Annotated in this window: 10 protein-coding genes; 6 read left to right on the plus strand and 4 right to left on the minus strand. The window is 72.8% G+C overall.

The genetic code is table 11. The features are described 5' to 3' along the window. Positions 1 to 33: 33 nt before the first annotated feature. The gene (gene panB / locus BX285_RS13305; RefSeq protein WP_030056941.1) at positions 34 to 903 is read right to left on the minus strand and encodes a 3-methyl-2-oxobutanoate hydroxymethyltransferase; all 870 of its coding nucleotides are present in this window, start codon (positions 901 to 903) and stop codon (positions 34 to 36) included. A 278-nt stretch (positions 904 to 1,181) separates the two neighbouring features. On the opposite strand from panB, the gene BX285_RS13310 reads away from it, so the two are divergent. From BX285_RS13310 to BX285_RS13320, 3 genes are all read left to right on the plus strand, one after another. Next, positions 1,182 to 2,825 carry an MFS transporter gene (locus BX285_RS13310; protein ID WP_121175244.1) on the plus strand — a complete coding sequence of 548 codons (1,644 nt, stop codon included), beginning with the start codon at positions 1,182 to 1,184 and terminating at the stop codon, positions 2,823 to 2,825. Between the two features lie 244 nt (positions 2,826 to 3,069). Continuing rightward, complete coding sequence (locus BX285_RS13315) at positions 3,070 to 3,699, plus strand: TetR/AcrR family transcriptional regulator (protein ID WP_097238164.1); 630 nt, start codon at positions 3,070 to 3,072, stop codon at positions 3,697 to 3,699. A 196-nt stretch (positions 3,700 to 3,895) separates the two neighbouring features. Continuing rightward, positions 3,896 to 4,948, plus strand: coding sequence for an endonuclease/exonuclease/phosphatase family protein (locus tag BX285_RS13320; protein WP_097238165.1), 1,053 nt, complete (start codon positions 3,896 to 3,898; stop codon positions 4,946 to 4,948). Between the two features lie 2 nt (positions 4,949 to 4,950). On the opposite strand, the gene BX285_RS13325 is transcribed toward BX285_RS13320, so the two are convergent. After that, positions 4,951 to 6,705 (minus strand): NAD+ synthase, encoded by a 1,755-nt coding sequence (locus BX285_RS13325; RefSeq protein ID WP_121175245.1) that lies wholly within the window; start codon positions 6,703 to 6,705, stop codon positions 4,951 to 4,953. A gap of 186 nt (positions 6,706 to 6,891) precedes the next feature. Between BX285_RS13325 and glnA the strand changes: the two genes are divergently transcribed. Next, the gene (gene glnA, locus BX285_RS13330; protein ID WP_097238167.1) at positions 6,892 to 8,253 is read left to right on the plus strand and encodes a type I glutamate--ammonia ligase; all 1,362 of its coding nucleotides are present in this window, start codon (positions 6,892 to 6,894) and stop codon (positions 8,251 to 8,253) included. A gap of 186 nt (positions 8,254 to 8,439) precedes the next feature. Then, positions 8,440 to 9,729 carry a hypothetical protein gene (locus BX285_RS13335; RefSeq protein ID WP_121175246.1) on the plus strand — a complete coding sequence of 430 codons (1,290 nt, stop codon included), beginning with the start codon at positions 8,440 to 8,442 and terminating at the stop codon, positions 9,727 to 9,729. 72 nt (positions 9,730 to 9,801) lie between these two features. On the opposite strand, the gene BX285_RS13340 is transcribed toward BX285_RS13335, so the two are convergent. After that, complete coding sequence (locus BX285_RS13340; protein ID WP_121175247.1) at positions 9,802 to 10,584, minus strand: class E sortase; 783 nt, start codon at positions 10,582 to 10,584, stop codon at positions 9,802 to 9,804. Between the two features lie 211 nt (positions 10,585 to 10,795). Between BX285_RS13340 and BX285_RS13345 the strand changes: the two genes are divergently transcribed. Beyond that, positions 10,796 to 13,927: a bifunctional [glutamine synthetase] adenylyltransferase/[glutamine synthetase]-adenylyl-L-tyrosine phosphorylase gene (locus BX285_RS13345; protein WP_121177476.1), complete on the plus strand. Its 3,132-nt coding sequence runs from the start codon at positions 10,796 to 10,798 to the stop codon at positions 13,925 to 13,927. A gap of 73 nt (positions 13,928 to 14,000) precedes the next feature. Here BX285_RS13345 and BX285_RS13350 read toward each other — a convergent pair whose 3' ends face one another. Beyond that, the gene (locus tag BX285_RS13350; protein WP_097238171.1) at positions 14,001 to 14,969 is read right to left on the minus strand and encodes a phosphatase PAP2 family protein; all 969 of its coding nucleotides are present in this window, start codon (positions 14,967 to 14,969) and stop codon (positions 14,001 to 14,003) included. Positions 14,970 to 15,000 lie beyond the last annotated feature (31 nt).

Here is a 15,000-nt window from a genome sequence, read left to right on the forward strand (position 1 = left end):
TCCGGCGTGCGGAACGGGGCCGTGCGCGTGGCATCAGTGGAAGCTGTGCTCCTCCGCCGGGAAGGCGCCGCCGCGGACGTCCTCGGCGAACGCCCGGGCGGCGTCGCCCAGGACGGTCCGCAGGTCGGCGTACTTCTTGACGAACTTCGGCACCCGCCCGGCCGTCATGCCGGCCATGTCGGTCCAGACCAGGACCTGGGCGTCGGTGTCGGGCCCGCCGCCGATGCCGACGGTCGGGATCGCCAGCTGCTCGGTGACCTGGGCGGCCAGCTCGGCCGGCACCGCCTCCAGCACCACCGAGAAGGCGCCCGCCTGCTGGACGGCCTTGGCGTCGCGCAGCAGCTGGTGCGCCGCCTCGTCGCCGCGGCCCTGGACCGGGTAGCCGCCGAAGGCGTGCACGGACTGCGGGGTGAGGCCGATGTGCGCCATCACCGGGATGCCGGCCTCGACCAGCAGCTCGATCGAGCGGGCGCTGCGCTCGCCGCCCTCCAGCTTGACCGCGCCGACCCCGGCCTCCTTCATCAGCCGGGCCGCGTTGTGCATGGCCTGCGCGGGGGACTCCTGGTACGAGCCGAACGGCAGGTCGGCGACGATCATCGCCCGCTTGGTGCCGCGGACGACGGCGGCGGAGAGCATCACCATCTGATCCATGGTCACCGGCACGGTGGTCTCGTAGCCGAGGTGGCAGTTGCCCGCCGAGTCGCCGACCAGCAGGACCGGGATGCCGGCCTCGTCGAACACGCCCGCGGTCAGGGCGTCGTAGGCGGTCAGCATCGACCACTTCTCGCCGCGCTGCTTGGCGGTGGCGAGGTCGCGGACGGTGACGCGGCGGTTGGTGACCCCGCCGTAGAGCGTGGCGGTCGACGCCTGGTTCTGGGCAGGCGAAGGCGAAGAAGCGTTCATGGAACGGGCTCCTGAAGGGTTGTCGTCTCGTGGCGCCGTGCGGCGTCCCCGGATCACCTCCATGCTTGCACGCCCCGGCGCGGGCGCAAAGAGGGGTGCGTGCGTCCCGGTGTGCTCCGTGCCACACCCGTCGGGCTTTGCCGTGTTTTTACGAAACGGACTCGTCTCGTATCGTATTCCCCGCTACTCTGGTGCGGGGGGTTACGAGACGTCTGCGGTTCGGAATTCGCGCCTCGGAATTGCCCGCCAGTGCCACGCCAACACGGACGGGAAAGACCATGACCACCGCCGCTGCGCCATCACGCGTACCGGAAGCCATCCACCGTCGGCGCTGGGCGATCCTCTGCACCCTGGTGCTCGCCCTGCTCGTCGTCGTGCTCGACAACTCGATCCTCAACGTCGCGATGAAGACCATCGCAACCCCCGCTCCGGTCGGCCTCGGTGCCACCCAGAGCGACCTGGAGTGGTCGATCAACTCCTACACCCTGGTGTTCGCCGGGCTCCTCTTCACCTCGGGCCTGCTCGGCGACCGCTTCGGCCGCAAGCTCGCACTGCTGGCCGGCATGGTGGTCTTCGGGATCGCCTCGCTGCTGTCCGCGATGGCCGGCTCGCCCGGTGAACTCATCGGCTTCCGCGCCCTGATGGGCGTCGGCGCCGCGCTCGCGATGCCCGCCACGTTGGCGATCATCATGAACGTCTTCGAGCGTTCCGAGCAGCCCAAAGCGATCGGCATCTGGGCCGGCGCGGTCGGCCTGGCCATCGCCATCGGCCCGATCACCGGCGGTCTGCTGATCGAGCACTTCTGGTGGGGCTCGGTCTTCCTGATCAACGTCCCGGTCGTGATCGTCGCGGTGATCGCGATGGCGATCCTGGTGCCGGAGTCCAAGGACCCCAACCCGGGCAAGCTCGACCCGGTGGGCGTGCTGCTGTCGATCATCGGCCTGGTCGCGCTGATCTACGGCATCATCAAGGGCGGCGAACTGGCCGACTTCACCGCCGCCGAGGCCTGGGCGCCGACCCTGGTCGGCGTGGTCGCCCTGGTCGCCTTCGTCTGGTTCGAGCGCCGCACCGCGTTCCCCGCACTGGACGTCACCTGGTTCCGCAACAAGGTCTTCAGCGCCTCCGTGGTGGTCGTCGGCGTGATCTTCTTCGCGCTGATGGGCGTCTCGTTCTTCGGCGTCTTCTACATCCAGAGCGTGCGCGGCTACAGCGCCCTGCAGGCCGGTCTGCTGATGCTGCCGCTGGCCCTCGGCCAGCTGCTGTTCGCGCCGCGGGCCCGGCTGGTGGTCGACCGCCTCGGGGTCGCCCCCACCGCCGCCGGCGGCATGCTGCTGGTCGCGCTCGGCTTCGTCGGCTACACCGTGCTGACCGCCAGTACCCCGATCTGGGTGCTGATGCTGCTCGGCCTGGTCATGGGCACCGGCATGGCGCACGTCATGCCGCCGGTCACCGTCGCGATCATGGGCTCGCTGCCCCGCGAGAAGGCCGGCGCCGGCTCAGCCGTCAACAACACGTTCCGCCAGGTCGGCGGCTCGCTGGGCGTCGCCGTGCTCGGCGCGCTGCTCTCCACCGTCTACCGCGACGGGATGGCCGACACGCTGACCCACCTGCCCGAGAACCTGCGGGACAAGGCCGGCGAGTCGCTGGAGGCCACCCTGGCCATCGCCGACCGGATCCCGGGCGGCGCGGCGCTGATCACCCCCGCGAACGACGCCTTCATCCACGCCATGCACGTGGTCGCCGGGGTCTCCGTGGGCATCTCGGTGGTCGGCGCGCTGGTCGCCTGGTTCCTGCTCCCGCGCCGTACGGCCGCGCCCGGCGGTCCGGCCGCTCCGGGCGGCCCGGCGGGGTCGGCGGAGTCGGCGGGCGCGAACGCCGAGCAGCGCGACCAGTCCCGGCAGGCCGCGGCCGCGGACGCCTGACCGGCGGACGCCCGCTGACCGGCGCACGTCCACGGAGGTCTGCCGACGCCCGCGGACGTCCGGACGGGGGCCGGAACGGCCCACGGCCCAACGGCCGATGACGACTGAGTGACAATGGCCCTGCCACCCCGAAACACGCCAGGGGTGGCAGGGCTCGGTCCGGCGGGCCCCCGCCCGCCGTACGGACCGCCCACGACACCGACGGCGCCCGCGCGCCCGGGGACAGCGAGGGAGAACAGCGGGGATGAAGACGGACACCCCGACCGCCGACACCGGGCAGGCCTGCGCCGCCGTACGCCGCGGCCGGCCGCGCAGCGAGGCGGCCGAGCAGGCCATCATCGCCGCGGTCGTGGACCTGATGGCCGGCGGCACGACGCTGTCCGAACTCACCATCGAGGGCATCGCCACGGCCGCCGGCGTCGGCAAGGCCACCATCTACCGGCGCTGGCCCAACAAGGAGGCCCTGCTGGTCGACGTGGTCGGCAAGCTGGAGGTCCCGATGCCGGAGCCGACCGGCGCCAGCGCCCGGGACGACCTGATCGAGATGATCGACTACATGCGCCGGCGCGGCCTCGCCAAGCGCACCCGCTGGGTGCTCAAGGCCGCCCTGGGCCAGATGCACAGCCTCCCCGAGCTGCACAACGCCTACCGCGAACGGGTGATCAAGCCGCGCCGCGAGGCCGGCCTGGCCCTGATCCGCCGCGCCGTGGACGAGGGCGTGCTGCGCGCCGACCTCGACCTGGAGCTGCTCGGCGACCTCCTGATGGGCCCGATCCTCTACCGCAGCATCCTGTGGGACGACTCCGACCTGGATGACCCCGACCTGGCCCGCACGATGGTCGACTCCCTGCTCGAAGGCCTCTCACCGCGTTAGTGCCGATACTGACCACCTCGGACGTGGCCTGGCTCACCAAACCGGGCCACGCCGGAACCCGCTCCGAAAGCGTGACGTCTGTCCCGGCATAGGCTGAGCCGGGAATCCGATCGAACCGGCACCAGTCCGGCCCTGCGCCCGTACCCCGCGGGCCGGACTCCGGACCGGCAGACGGCACGAGCGAACGGAGCCACGAATGGCGCAGGCGGACAGGACCGAACGGATCGCGGCCCCCGGCGGAGCCGACGACGCGGCCCCCGCGGCCCGCCCCGGCGGCTTCCTCGGCCTGCGCACCTGGGGCCGCGACGCCCGCGGCGCCACCACCTGGCGGCGCGGCCTGGTGGTCGCCGCCCTGGCCGTGCTCACCGCCGCGCTGCTCGCCTTCCACGCCGAGGTGCCCAACGGCGTCGGCAACCTCGGCAGCCTGCTGGAGACCTTCCTGCCCTGGCTGGGCCTGGCCGTCCCGGTACTGCTGGTGCCCGCGCTGCTGCGCCGCTCCGCCACCGCGCTGCTCGCCCTGCTGCTGCCCGTCGTGCTCTGGGCCAACCTGTTCGGCGGCCTGCTGACCGACAAGAACGGCGGCAAGGGCGACTGGACGGTGGTCAGCCACAACGTCGCCGCCGGCAACACCGACGTGCCGGGCACCGTCCGCGGGCTGGTGGCCTCCGGCGCCCAGATCGTCGCCCTGCAGGAGCTGGCCGGCACGGCACTGCGCTCGTACGAGACCGGCCTCGCCGGGGCCTACCCGTACCACACGGTGCAGGGCACGGTCGGGCTCTGGTCGAAGTACCCGATCGAGGGGATCTCGCCGGTGGACCTCAGGATGGGCTGGACCAGGGCCTTCCGGGCCGAGGTCAGCACCCCGCAGGGCCCGCTCGCGGTGTACGTCGCCCACCTGCCCTCGGTGCGGCTGAAGGCCGAGGGCGGCTTCACCGTCGACCAGCGGGACGTCAGCGCGCAGGCGCTCGGCGACGCGATCCAGGCCGAGCCGGTCAAGAAGGTGCTGCTGCTCGGCGACCTCAACGGCACCATGAACGACCGCAGCCTGGCGCCGGTCACCTCGCAGATGCGCTCGGCCCAGGGCGCCGCCGGGGACGGCTTCGGCTTCAGCTGGCCGGCGTCCTTCCCGATGGCCCGGATCGACCAGATCATGAGCAAGGGCGGGCTCAAGCCGGTCGACTCCCGCACCCTGCCCCGGGACGGCAGCGACCACCTCGCGGTGGCCGCCACCTACCGGTACTCCTCGTAGCCTCAGCCGCGGCGCCAGCGGTTGGTGATCGGCAGGCGCCGGTCCCGGCCGAAGTTCTTCACCGAGACCTTCGGGCCCGGCGGGTACTGGCGCCGCTTGTACTCGGCGGTGTCCACCAGCCGCACCACCCGGTCCACCACGGCCGGGTCGAAGCCGGCCGCCACGATCGCATCCCGGCCCTCGTCGCCCTCGATGTAGCGGTCCAGCACGCTGTCCAGCAGGTCGTAGTCCGGCAGCGAGTCGGTGTCGACCTGGTCGGGGCGCAGCTCGGCGGACGGCGGCTTGGTGATCGTGTTCTCCGGGATCGGCGGCACCTCGCCGCGCCCCACGGCCTCCTCGTTGCGCCAGCGGGCCAGCCGGAAGATCAGCGACTTGTAGACGTCCTTGATCGGCCCGAACGCGCCCACCGAGTCGCCGTACAGGGTCGAGTAGCCGACCGCCAGCTCACTCTTGTTGCCGGGCGCGAGCACGATGTGCCCCTCCTGGTTGGAGATCGCCATCAGCAGGGTGCCGCGCAGCCGGGACTGCAGGTTCTCCTCGGCCAGGCCGGTCAGCTCGGTGGCGGCCAGGTAGGCGTCGAACATCGGGGCGATGGGGACGGTCCGGAAGTGCAGTCCGGTGCGGCGGGCCAGGTCGGCCGCGTCGCCCTTGGAGTGCTCCGAGGAGTAGCGGCTGGGCATCGAGACGCAGTACACGTTCTCGGCGCCGATCGCGTCCACCGCGATCGAGGCCACCAGTGCCGAGTCGATGCCGCCCGAGAGGCCGAGGAGCACCGAGCGGAAACCGTTCTTCTCCACGTACGCCCGGGTGCCGGAGACCAGCGCGGCCCAGATCTCGGCCTCGTCCGACAGCCGCGGCGCGACCTCGGCGGTCAGCTTCTCCGCGGGTGCGGGCCCCGGCTCGCCGCCCAGCTCGGAGCGGACCAGGTGCAGGCCGTCGCTGAGCAGCAGGCCGTCGGTGTGGTCGCTGCTGGCGGGCGGCAGGTCGAGGTCCAGCACCAGCAGGTGCTCCTCGAACTGCGGGGAACGGGCGATGACCTCGCCGTCCGCGCCGACCACGATCGAGTCGCCGTCGAAGACCAGCTCGTCCTGACCGCCGACCATGTTGACGTACGCCAGGGTGCAGCCCGCCTCGACGGCCCGGCGTCGGACCAGCTCCAGCCGCTGGTCGTCCTTGTTCCGCTCGTACGGCGAGCCGTTGATCACCAGCAGCAGCCCGGCCTCGGCCTCGCGGGCCGCGGTCACCCGGCCGCCGTCCTGCCAGATGTCCTCGCAGATGGCCAGCGCGACGTCCACCCCGTGCACCCGGACCACCGGCAGCTGGTCGCCCGGGACGAACCAGCGGAACTCGTCGAACACGCCGTAGTTGGGCAGGTGGTGCTTGGCGAAGCGGGTCACCACCTCGCCCCCGTGCAGCACGGCGGCGCAGTTCTGCGGCGATCCGGCCGGCCGGTTGAAGCGCGGCGAGGCGTGCTCGGAGCGCCCCAGGTAGCCGACCACCACCGGCACCTCGCCCAGCCCCTCGGCCGCCAGCCGCCCGGCCAGCTCGACCAGCGCGCCGCGCGAGGCCTCCACGAACGAACGGCGCAGGGCGAGGTCCTCGACCGGATACCCGGTGAGGGCCATCTCGGGGAACGCGACCAGCTGCGCGCCGGCCTCGACGGCCTGCTTGGTCCAGCGCACCACCTCATCGCTGTTGCGGGCGAGGTCACCGACCCAGGGGTCGATCTGGCTCAGGGCGAGACGGAGATTGGGCATGGCTCAAAGTGTAATCGTCTATCTGACGCAATGTCCCGGCCGGGGGTCGGTCCGGGGGTGGAGCAGGGGGTCGGCACTGCCGTCCCGGGCGATGATCGGCCATGATGGGGGCAGTCGCAGCGAGGGGTCGCCGGGAGGCCTCCGGGGCGTAACACGAGCGTAAAGAGCAGAGGTGAGACTGTCCCCATGGGCAAGCAGCAGCAGTTCGTGCTTCGGACGCTCGAAGAGCGTGACATCCGGTTCGTCCGGCTGTGGTTCACCGACGTGCTCGGGTTCCTCAAGTCGGTCGCGGTGGCGCCGGCCGAGTTGGAACAGGCCTTCGAGGAGGGCATCGGGTTCGACGGCTCCGCGATCGAGGGCTTCGCCCGGGTGTACGAGTCCGACATGATCGCCAAGCCGGACCCGACGACCTTCCAGATCCTGCCGTGGCGCTCGGAGACCCCGGGCACCGCCCGGATGTTCTGCGACATCCTGATGCCGGACGGCTCGCCGTCCTACGCCGACCCGCGGTTCGTGCTCAAGCGGACCCTGGAGAAGGCCTCCGACCTGGGGTTCACCTTCTACACCCACCCGGAGATCGAGTTCTTCCTGCTGAAGAACCTGCCCGGCGACGGCACCGCGCCGATCCCCGCCGACCAGTCCGGCTACTTCGACCACACCCCGCGGGGGGTCGGCCACGACTTCCGCCGCCAGGCGATCACCATGCTGGAGTCGATGGGCATCTCGGTGGAGTTCTCCCACCACGAGGGCGCCCCCGGTCAGCAGGAGATCGACCTGCGCTACGCCGACGCGCTGTCCACCGCCGACAACATCATGACCTTCCGTCTGGTCATGAAGGAGGTCGCGCTGGAGCAGGGCGTGCACGCCAGCTTCATGCCCAAGCCGTTCTCCGAGCACCCCGGCAGCGGCATGCACACCCACGTCTCGCTGTTCGAGGGCGACCGCAACGCCTTCCACGAGTCCGGCGCCGAGTACCAGCTCTCCAAGGTCGGCAGATCCTTCATCGCCGGCCTGCTGAAGCACGCCGCCGAGACCGCCGCCGTCACCAACCAGTGGGTGAACTCCTACAAGCGCATCTGGGGCGGCTCCCAGCGCACCGCCGGCGCCGGCGGCGAGGCGCCGTCCTACATCTGCTGGGGCCACAACAACCGCTCGGCGCTGATCCGGGTGCCGATGTACAAGCCGGGCAAGCAGGGCTCCACCCGGATCGAGGTCCGCTCCCTCGACACCGGCTGCAACCCCTACCTCGCCTACGCCGTCACCCTCGCGGCCGGCCTGAAGGGCATCGAGGAGGGCTACGAGCTCCCGCCCGGCGCCGACGACGACGTGTGGGCGCTGTCCGACTCCGAGCGCCGCGCCCTCGGCATCCAGCCGATGCCGCAGAACCTCGGCGAGGCCATCGACCTGATGCAGCGCAGCGAACTCGTCGCCGAGACGCTGGGCGAGCACGTCTTCGACTTCTTCCTGCGCAACAAGCGCCAGGAGTGGGAGGAGTACCGCTCCGAGGTCACCCCGTTCGAGTTGCGCAAGAACCTCCAGGTGCTCTGACGGTCGGTCGAACGCCAGGCGGGCCCGCTCCGGTCGGAGCGGGCCCGTTCTGTTCGTGCGGACGAGTGTCGCCCGTACTCGCTAATCGGTTGAGCCGATCTGATTACTCTGCAGCGGTGCGCACCGTGGCCGGGTGGCGAGGGGACGTATTCAGAAGATCCGTTTTGCGGATCATCCTGGAGTGTCATGCGTACTCGAATCACCACCCTGGTCCTCTCCGGACTGGCCTCGGCCACCCTCGTCCTGGGTGCCGGTCACACGGCCTACGCTTCGACCTTCGTCGAGCACGGCACAGCCTCCGAGTCGGCGGAGGCCCAGGGCGACTGGGTCGACAGCCTCATGCTGCTGGCCCGGGAGGACACCAGCTCCTCCAACAGAACCTGGACCTTCACCGGTCGCAGCATCTCGCAGTCGGACACCACGGAGCCGCCCGCCGCCACCGAGCAGGGTGACCCGGGCCAGGCGGGCGAGGGCGACCCCGAGCGCGGCCAGCCGATGGGCGAGCAGTCGGCGCTCGGACTCCCCATGGGGCAGGGGGCCGGCGGCGAGTTCTGCGACGAGGACGCCCACGGCAACCACGGGCTCCCCGAGTGCATCTGCCCCCCCGGCGAACACGGGGAGCACGGGGAGCACGGGGAGCACGGCGAGCACGGGGAGCACGGGGAGCACGGCGAGCATGGGGAGCACGGGGAGCACGGCGAGCACGGGGAGCACGGGGAGCACGGCGAGCATGGGGAGCACGGTGGTCACGAGGGCCACGGCGAGCACGGGGAGCACGGTGGTCACGAGGGCCACGGCGAGCACGGCGGCCACGAGGAGCACGGGGAACACGGCGAGCACGGCGGCCACGGCGGCCAGGGCGGACAGCAGCAGGGTCAGGGCAACGAGCAGAACCAGGGCCAGGGCCAGAACCAGGGCCAGAATCAGGGCCAGAATCAGGGTCAGGACCAGGCGCAGGGTCAGGACCAGAGCCAGAACGTCGACCAGAACGTCGCTCAGGACCAGAACGTCGCCCAGAGCCAGAACGGCCAGCAGAGCCAGGGGCAGGACCAGCACGTCGACGTGACCGTCATCGTGCAGAACAACGTCAACAACAACCTCAACAACAGCGCGAACAACAGCGCCGCCAGCACGGCGAACAACAGCTCCACCAGCAACTCGAACAACGCCGCCAACAACTCCGCGAACAACAACGCGCAGAACTCGGCCTCGCAGTCCAACCAGCTGTCCAACCAGCAGAGTCAGACCAACCAGCAGTCCGCGCACAACCTGAACAAGATCAAGTTCGTCGCGGAGGAGCGGCCGTACAAGGCGGTCCACCACGGCGGCTCCGGGCACGAGATGAAGCCCGGACACCACCACCACGGGGAGCTGGCCCACACGGGTGCCCAGGGCACGCCGATCATGCTCGGGCTCTCGGCCGCGCTGCTCGCGGCCGGTGCGGCAGCGATGAGGTTCGGCCGCCGACGCGCGTGAGCGGCGTGGCTCCAGACGGGCACCGCCCCGGCCGGTCGACGGCCGGGGCGGTGTGCTGTGGGCGTTCGGGGGTCACCGCTCGCGCAGTTCGGGGGGTGGGGTACGGCCCGGGTCCACCGACTGTTCCCGGACCAGGCTGCCCCAGACGGCCATGCGGTAGCGCGAGGTGTAGACGGGTGTGCAGGTCGTCAGGGTGATGTATCGGCCCGGCGCGGTGTACGGGGAGCCGGTGGGCACCGGGGCGATGACGCCGACGTCGTCCTTGGAGGTCTCGGGCAGGGTGGCGTCCACCCGGTAGACGTACCAGCGGTCGCGGGTCTCCACGACCAGGGGATCGCCCGGCTTGAGCTGGTCCAGGTCGTGGAACACCGCGCCGTGGCCGTCGCGGTGCGCGGCGAGGGCGAAGTTGCCCTGCTCCTCCCAGGGCATCGCGGCGGCGTACGGCGTCGTGTAGGCCCCGGCGACGCCGTCCGCGAGGGTGTCCTCGTCGGTGCCGATCTTGATCATCACCTGGTAGCCGGCACCCAGCGCGGGCACGTGCAGGAAGCCGATGCCCCCGCCGCCGTCGACGGGGGCGGGGGCTGCGGGGCTCGCGGAGTCGGTCGGAGGGGCCGCGGGGGCCGCGGGGGCCACCGGGGCCGCCACCGACCAGCTCTGGCGCAACTGCCCGGCGGCGACGCCCGCGTGCCGGGCGGCCGTGAGGTCGGTCCACCAGAGCGAGTACGCGACCAGCAGGGCGAACAGCACGCCGGTGGTGAACAGCAGGTCGCCGAGCACACCGACCGCGATCCGGAGGGGGCGTCGGCGCGGGGACACGGTGGGGGAGCCCTCGCCGAGGGTGTCCTGGCTGGCCATGCGGGTACTCCACCGTGTCCGGGAGCCGGCGGGCAAGCCGACACGCCACGCCGAGCGCCGGGTCGGCCGGTCCGTGGTCGTGTCCGGCGGCGGGCCGCGCGGGCGCGTAACCTGCTAGGGCCTGTCGTCGAACTCCCGTCGTCCGCCCGGAGCATGCCCCGCAGGCGGGGAGTTCGAGGAGGGGCCCTTGGGCTGACGGATGGAGGGGCCGATGGCGGTGGAGGAGCAGCGGGCCGGGAGCCGGGTCAGCCGGCCGGAGAACCGGCTGGTCCGGCGCGGGTTCGGCGACCCGGCGCGGGCGGTGCGGCTGTTGGGGGGCCCCGGACTGGAAGGGCTGGCCGACGACCCGGTGCTGCTGGACGCGCTCGGGGCCACCGCCGACCCGGACCTGGCGCTGCTCGGCCTGGCCCGGCTGCTGGAGGCCGCCGACGACGCGGACCGGCGCACCCTGCGCGACACCCTCACCACCTCCAAGCCGCTGCGCGACCGGCTGCTCGGCGTGCTCGGCGTCTCCACCGCGCTCGGCGACCACCTGGCCCGGCACCCGCAGGACTGGCACGTGCTGGTCACCTTCGAACTGCGCGACATGCACCCGGGCCCGGAGGACTTCCGCCGCGCGCTGACCGAGAGCGTCCGGGCCGAGCGGGGCGAGGGCGCTCCTGTCCGAGCCGAGAACGGCCGGGAGGAGACCGGCCGAGCCCAGAACGGCCGAGCGGAGCGGGGTCGGGCCGAGCCCGCCCGCGGTGGCGGCCGCAGCCCCGCCGACGCGCTGCGGATCGCCTACCGCCGCTGCCTGCTCGCCATCGCCGCCCGCGACCTGACCGGCACCAGCGACCTCGCCCGGACCGCCGCCGAGCTCGCCGACCTGGCCGGCGCCACCCTGCAGACCGCCCTGGACCTCGCCGCCGAGCAGGACCCGGACGCCGCCGCGGCCTGCCGGCTCGCCGTGATCGGCATGGGCAAGTGCGGCGGCCGTGAGCTCAACTACGTCTCGGACGTGGACGTGATCTTCGTCGCCGAGCCCCGCGAGGGCGTGGACGAACAGGTGGCGATCAGGGCGGCCACCCGGCTGGCCGCCGCCCTCACCCGGCTCTGCGCGGACACCACCGGCGAGGGCACCATCTGGCCGGTGGACGCCAATCTGCGCCCCGAGGGCCGCAACGGCCCGCTGGTGCGCACCCTGGCCAGCCACCTCGCCTACTACCAGCGCTGGGCCAAGACCTGGGAGTTCCAGGCACTGCTCAAGGCCCGGCCGGTCGCCGGGGACGCCGAGCTCGGTGCCGCGTACGTCGACGCGCTCGCCCCGATGGTCTGGCAGGCCGCCGCCCGGGACAACTTCGTCACCGACGTGCAGCAGATGCGCCGCCGGGTGATCGACTCCATCCCGGTCACCGAGCTGGACCGCCAGCTCAAGCTCGGCCCGGGCGGGCTGCGCGACGTCGAGTTCTCCGTCCAGCTGCTGCAGCTGGTGCACGGGCGCACCGACCCGGCGCTGCGCAGCGGCAACACCCTGGAGGCGCTGGCCGCGCTCTCCCGCGGCGGGTACGTCGGCCGGGCGGACGCCGCCTCGCTGGACACCGCGTACCGCTTCCTGCGCTCGCTGGAGCACCGGATCCAGCTGTACCGGCTGCGCCGCACCCACCTGATGCCCACCGAGGCGGAGGACCAGCGCCGGCTGGCCCGCTCGCTGGCCGCGCTGATCAACGACGACACCCGCGCCGATCCGGTGGCCGCGCTGCAGCGCGAGTGGAAGCGGCACGCGGTGGAGGTCCGGCGGCTGCACGAGAAGCTGTTCTACCGGCCGCTGCTCGACGCCGTCGCCGAACTGCCGCCGGGCGCGGCCGGGCTGACCCCGGACGCCGCGCGGGCCCGGCTGGAGGCGCTGGGCTACGCGGACCCGGCGGCGGCGCTGCGGCACATCAGTGCGCTCGCCTCCGGGGTCAGCCGCAAGGCCGCGATCCAGCGCACCCTGCTGCCGGTGCTGCTCGGCTGGTTCGCCGACTCGGCGGACCCGGACGCCGGGCTGCTCAACTTCCGGCAGGTCTCCGACGCGCTCGGCCGCACCCCCTGGTACCTGCGGCTGCTGCGCGACGAGAGCGCCGCCGCCGAGCAGCTGGCCAGGGTGCTGTCGGCCGGCCGACTCGCCCCCGACCTGCTGCTGCGTGCCCCCGAGGCGGTGGCCATGCTCGGCGACCCGCAGGGCCTGGAGCCGCGCGGCCGGGCCGCCCTGGAGGGGGAGATCCTGGCCGCCGTCGGCCGGGCCGGGTCCACCACCGCCGCGGTGGCCGCCGCCCGTTCGGTGCGCCGCCGGGAGCTGTTCCGTACGGCCGCCGCGGATGTCCTCGGCCGGCTGGGGGAGGAGCCCGGGGAGGCGCTGGACACCGCGGGGGAGGCGCTGACCGCGCTGAACGCCGCCACCCTGCAGGGCGCGCTGCGGGCCTGCGTGGCCGGCTGGGAGGCGGAGAACGGGGACCTGCCGACCCGGATCTCGATCGTCGCGATGGGCCGCTTCGGCGGCCGCGAGCTGGGCTACGGCTCGGACGCGGACGTGCTCTTCGTGCACGAGCCGCTGCTCGGCTCGCTGGAGGAGGAGGCCGCCCGGGCCGCCCAGGCGGTCTGCCACGAGCTGCGCGCCCAGCTGGGCGCGCCGTCCACCGAGCCGCCGCTGCTGGTCGACGCCGACCTGCGGCCGGAGGGGCGCAGCGGCCCGCTGGTGCGCTCCCTCGCCTCCTATGCGGCGTACTACCGGCGCTGGTCGCACGCCTGGGAGAGTCAGGCGCTGCTGCGGGCCGAGCCGGTGGCCGGGGACGCCGAGCTGGGGGCGCGGTTCCGGCAGCTGATCGACCCGCTGCGCTACCCGGGCGGCGGGGTGCCGGAGCGGGACCTGGTGGAGATCCGCCGGATCAAGGCCCGGATCGAGGCCGAGCGGCTGCCGCGCGGGGCCGACCCGACCACCCACACCAAGATCGGTCGGGGCGGGCTGGCGGACGTGGAGTGGACGGTGCAGCTGCTCCAGCTCCAGCACGGGCACGCGCTGCCGGCCCTGCGCACCACCCGGACCAGGGCGGCGCTGGCCGCGGCCGTGGACGGCGGGCTGGTGCAGCCGCAGGACGCGGAGGTGCTGGAGGCGGCCTGGGTGCTGGCCTCGCGGGTGCGGTCGGCGGTCATGCTGGTGCGCGGCCGGCCGGGGGACAGTTTCCCGGGGGAGGCCCGGGAGCTGGCGGGGGTGGCCCGCTACCTCGGGTACGGGGCCGGGCACAGCGGTGAGCTGCTGGACGACTACCGGCGGACCACCCGGCGGGCCCGGGTGGTGGTGGACCGGCTGTTCTACGGGGTCGGGTGAGCACCCGGCTGCGTCCGGTGCATGCGAAAGGGGCCCCGGTCGGGGCCCCTTTCGGCTGTCCGGCTGTCCGCCGCTAGCGGCGGGCGGTGCTGACTGCGGGCTCGCTCCACTGCTCGGGAACGGTGATCGGCTGCTCGGCGGCCGCCTCCCGGGCGGGGACCTGCGGCAGCTTGTAGACCCACTCGTGGTAGATCCAGCGGGCGGTGAGGAAGCCCACCGCCAGGCAGAGCTCGCCCCCGACGGCGTCCATCCAGAAGTGGTTGGCGGTCGAGACGATGACCACCAGCGTGGCGGCCGGGTACATCAGGCCGAGCACTCGGACCCAGGTCCGGCGGGCCAGGAAGAAGATCGCCAGGCCGCACCACATCGACCAGCCGATGTGCATCGAGGGCATCGCCGCGTACTGGTTGGAGACGTGGGCGGCGGGGCCGGAGGCCATCGAGCCCCAGGTGCCGTGGGCCTTCACGGTGTCGACGAAGCCGCCGTCGGTCATCAGCCGGGGCGGGGCCAGCGGGAAGAAGTAGAAGCCGACCAGGGCGATCGCGGTGGTGACGAACAGCACGGTGCGGGCGGCGACGTAGCGGCCGGGGTGGCGGCGGTAGAGCCAGACCAGGACGCCGATCGTGATCACGAAGTGCAGCGTCGCGTAGTAGTAGTTCATCCCGGTGATCAGCCAGCCGACGCCGTCCACGGCGTGGTTGACCGAGCGCTCGACGGCGATGCCGAGGTGCTGCTCCAGGTCCCAGATCCAGCGCGCGTGCTTCTGGGCTATCGCTTCCTGCTCGGGGACCGCGTTGCGGACGATCGAGTAGATCCAGTAGCTGATCCCGATCAGGGCCAGTTCGAACCAGATCCGGGGCCGGGCGGGCGAGAGCCGCTGCGCGCGCACGTGGCCCCGCAGGGCGGCGGTGCGGGACTGGGCGGTGCGGGTGGCTCCGTCGGGCAGACGGCCGGGGGTGGCCGTCTTCGCTACGGAACCGCCACCGCTGGCCGCGTCGGCGCGCACGGCGTCGCCTCGCTGGATCTCGGTCGGTTCCCCCATGGGCGGCAAGTCTGCCAGACCGCTCGTCGCC

The organism is Streptomyces sp. 1114.5, from assembly GCF_003635085.1.
Classification (GTDB): Bacteria; Actinomycetota; Actinomycetes; order Streptomycetales; family Streptomycetaceae; genus Kitasatospora.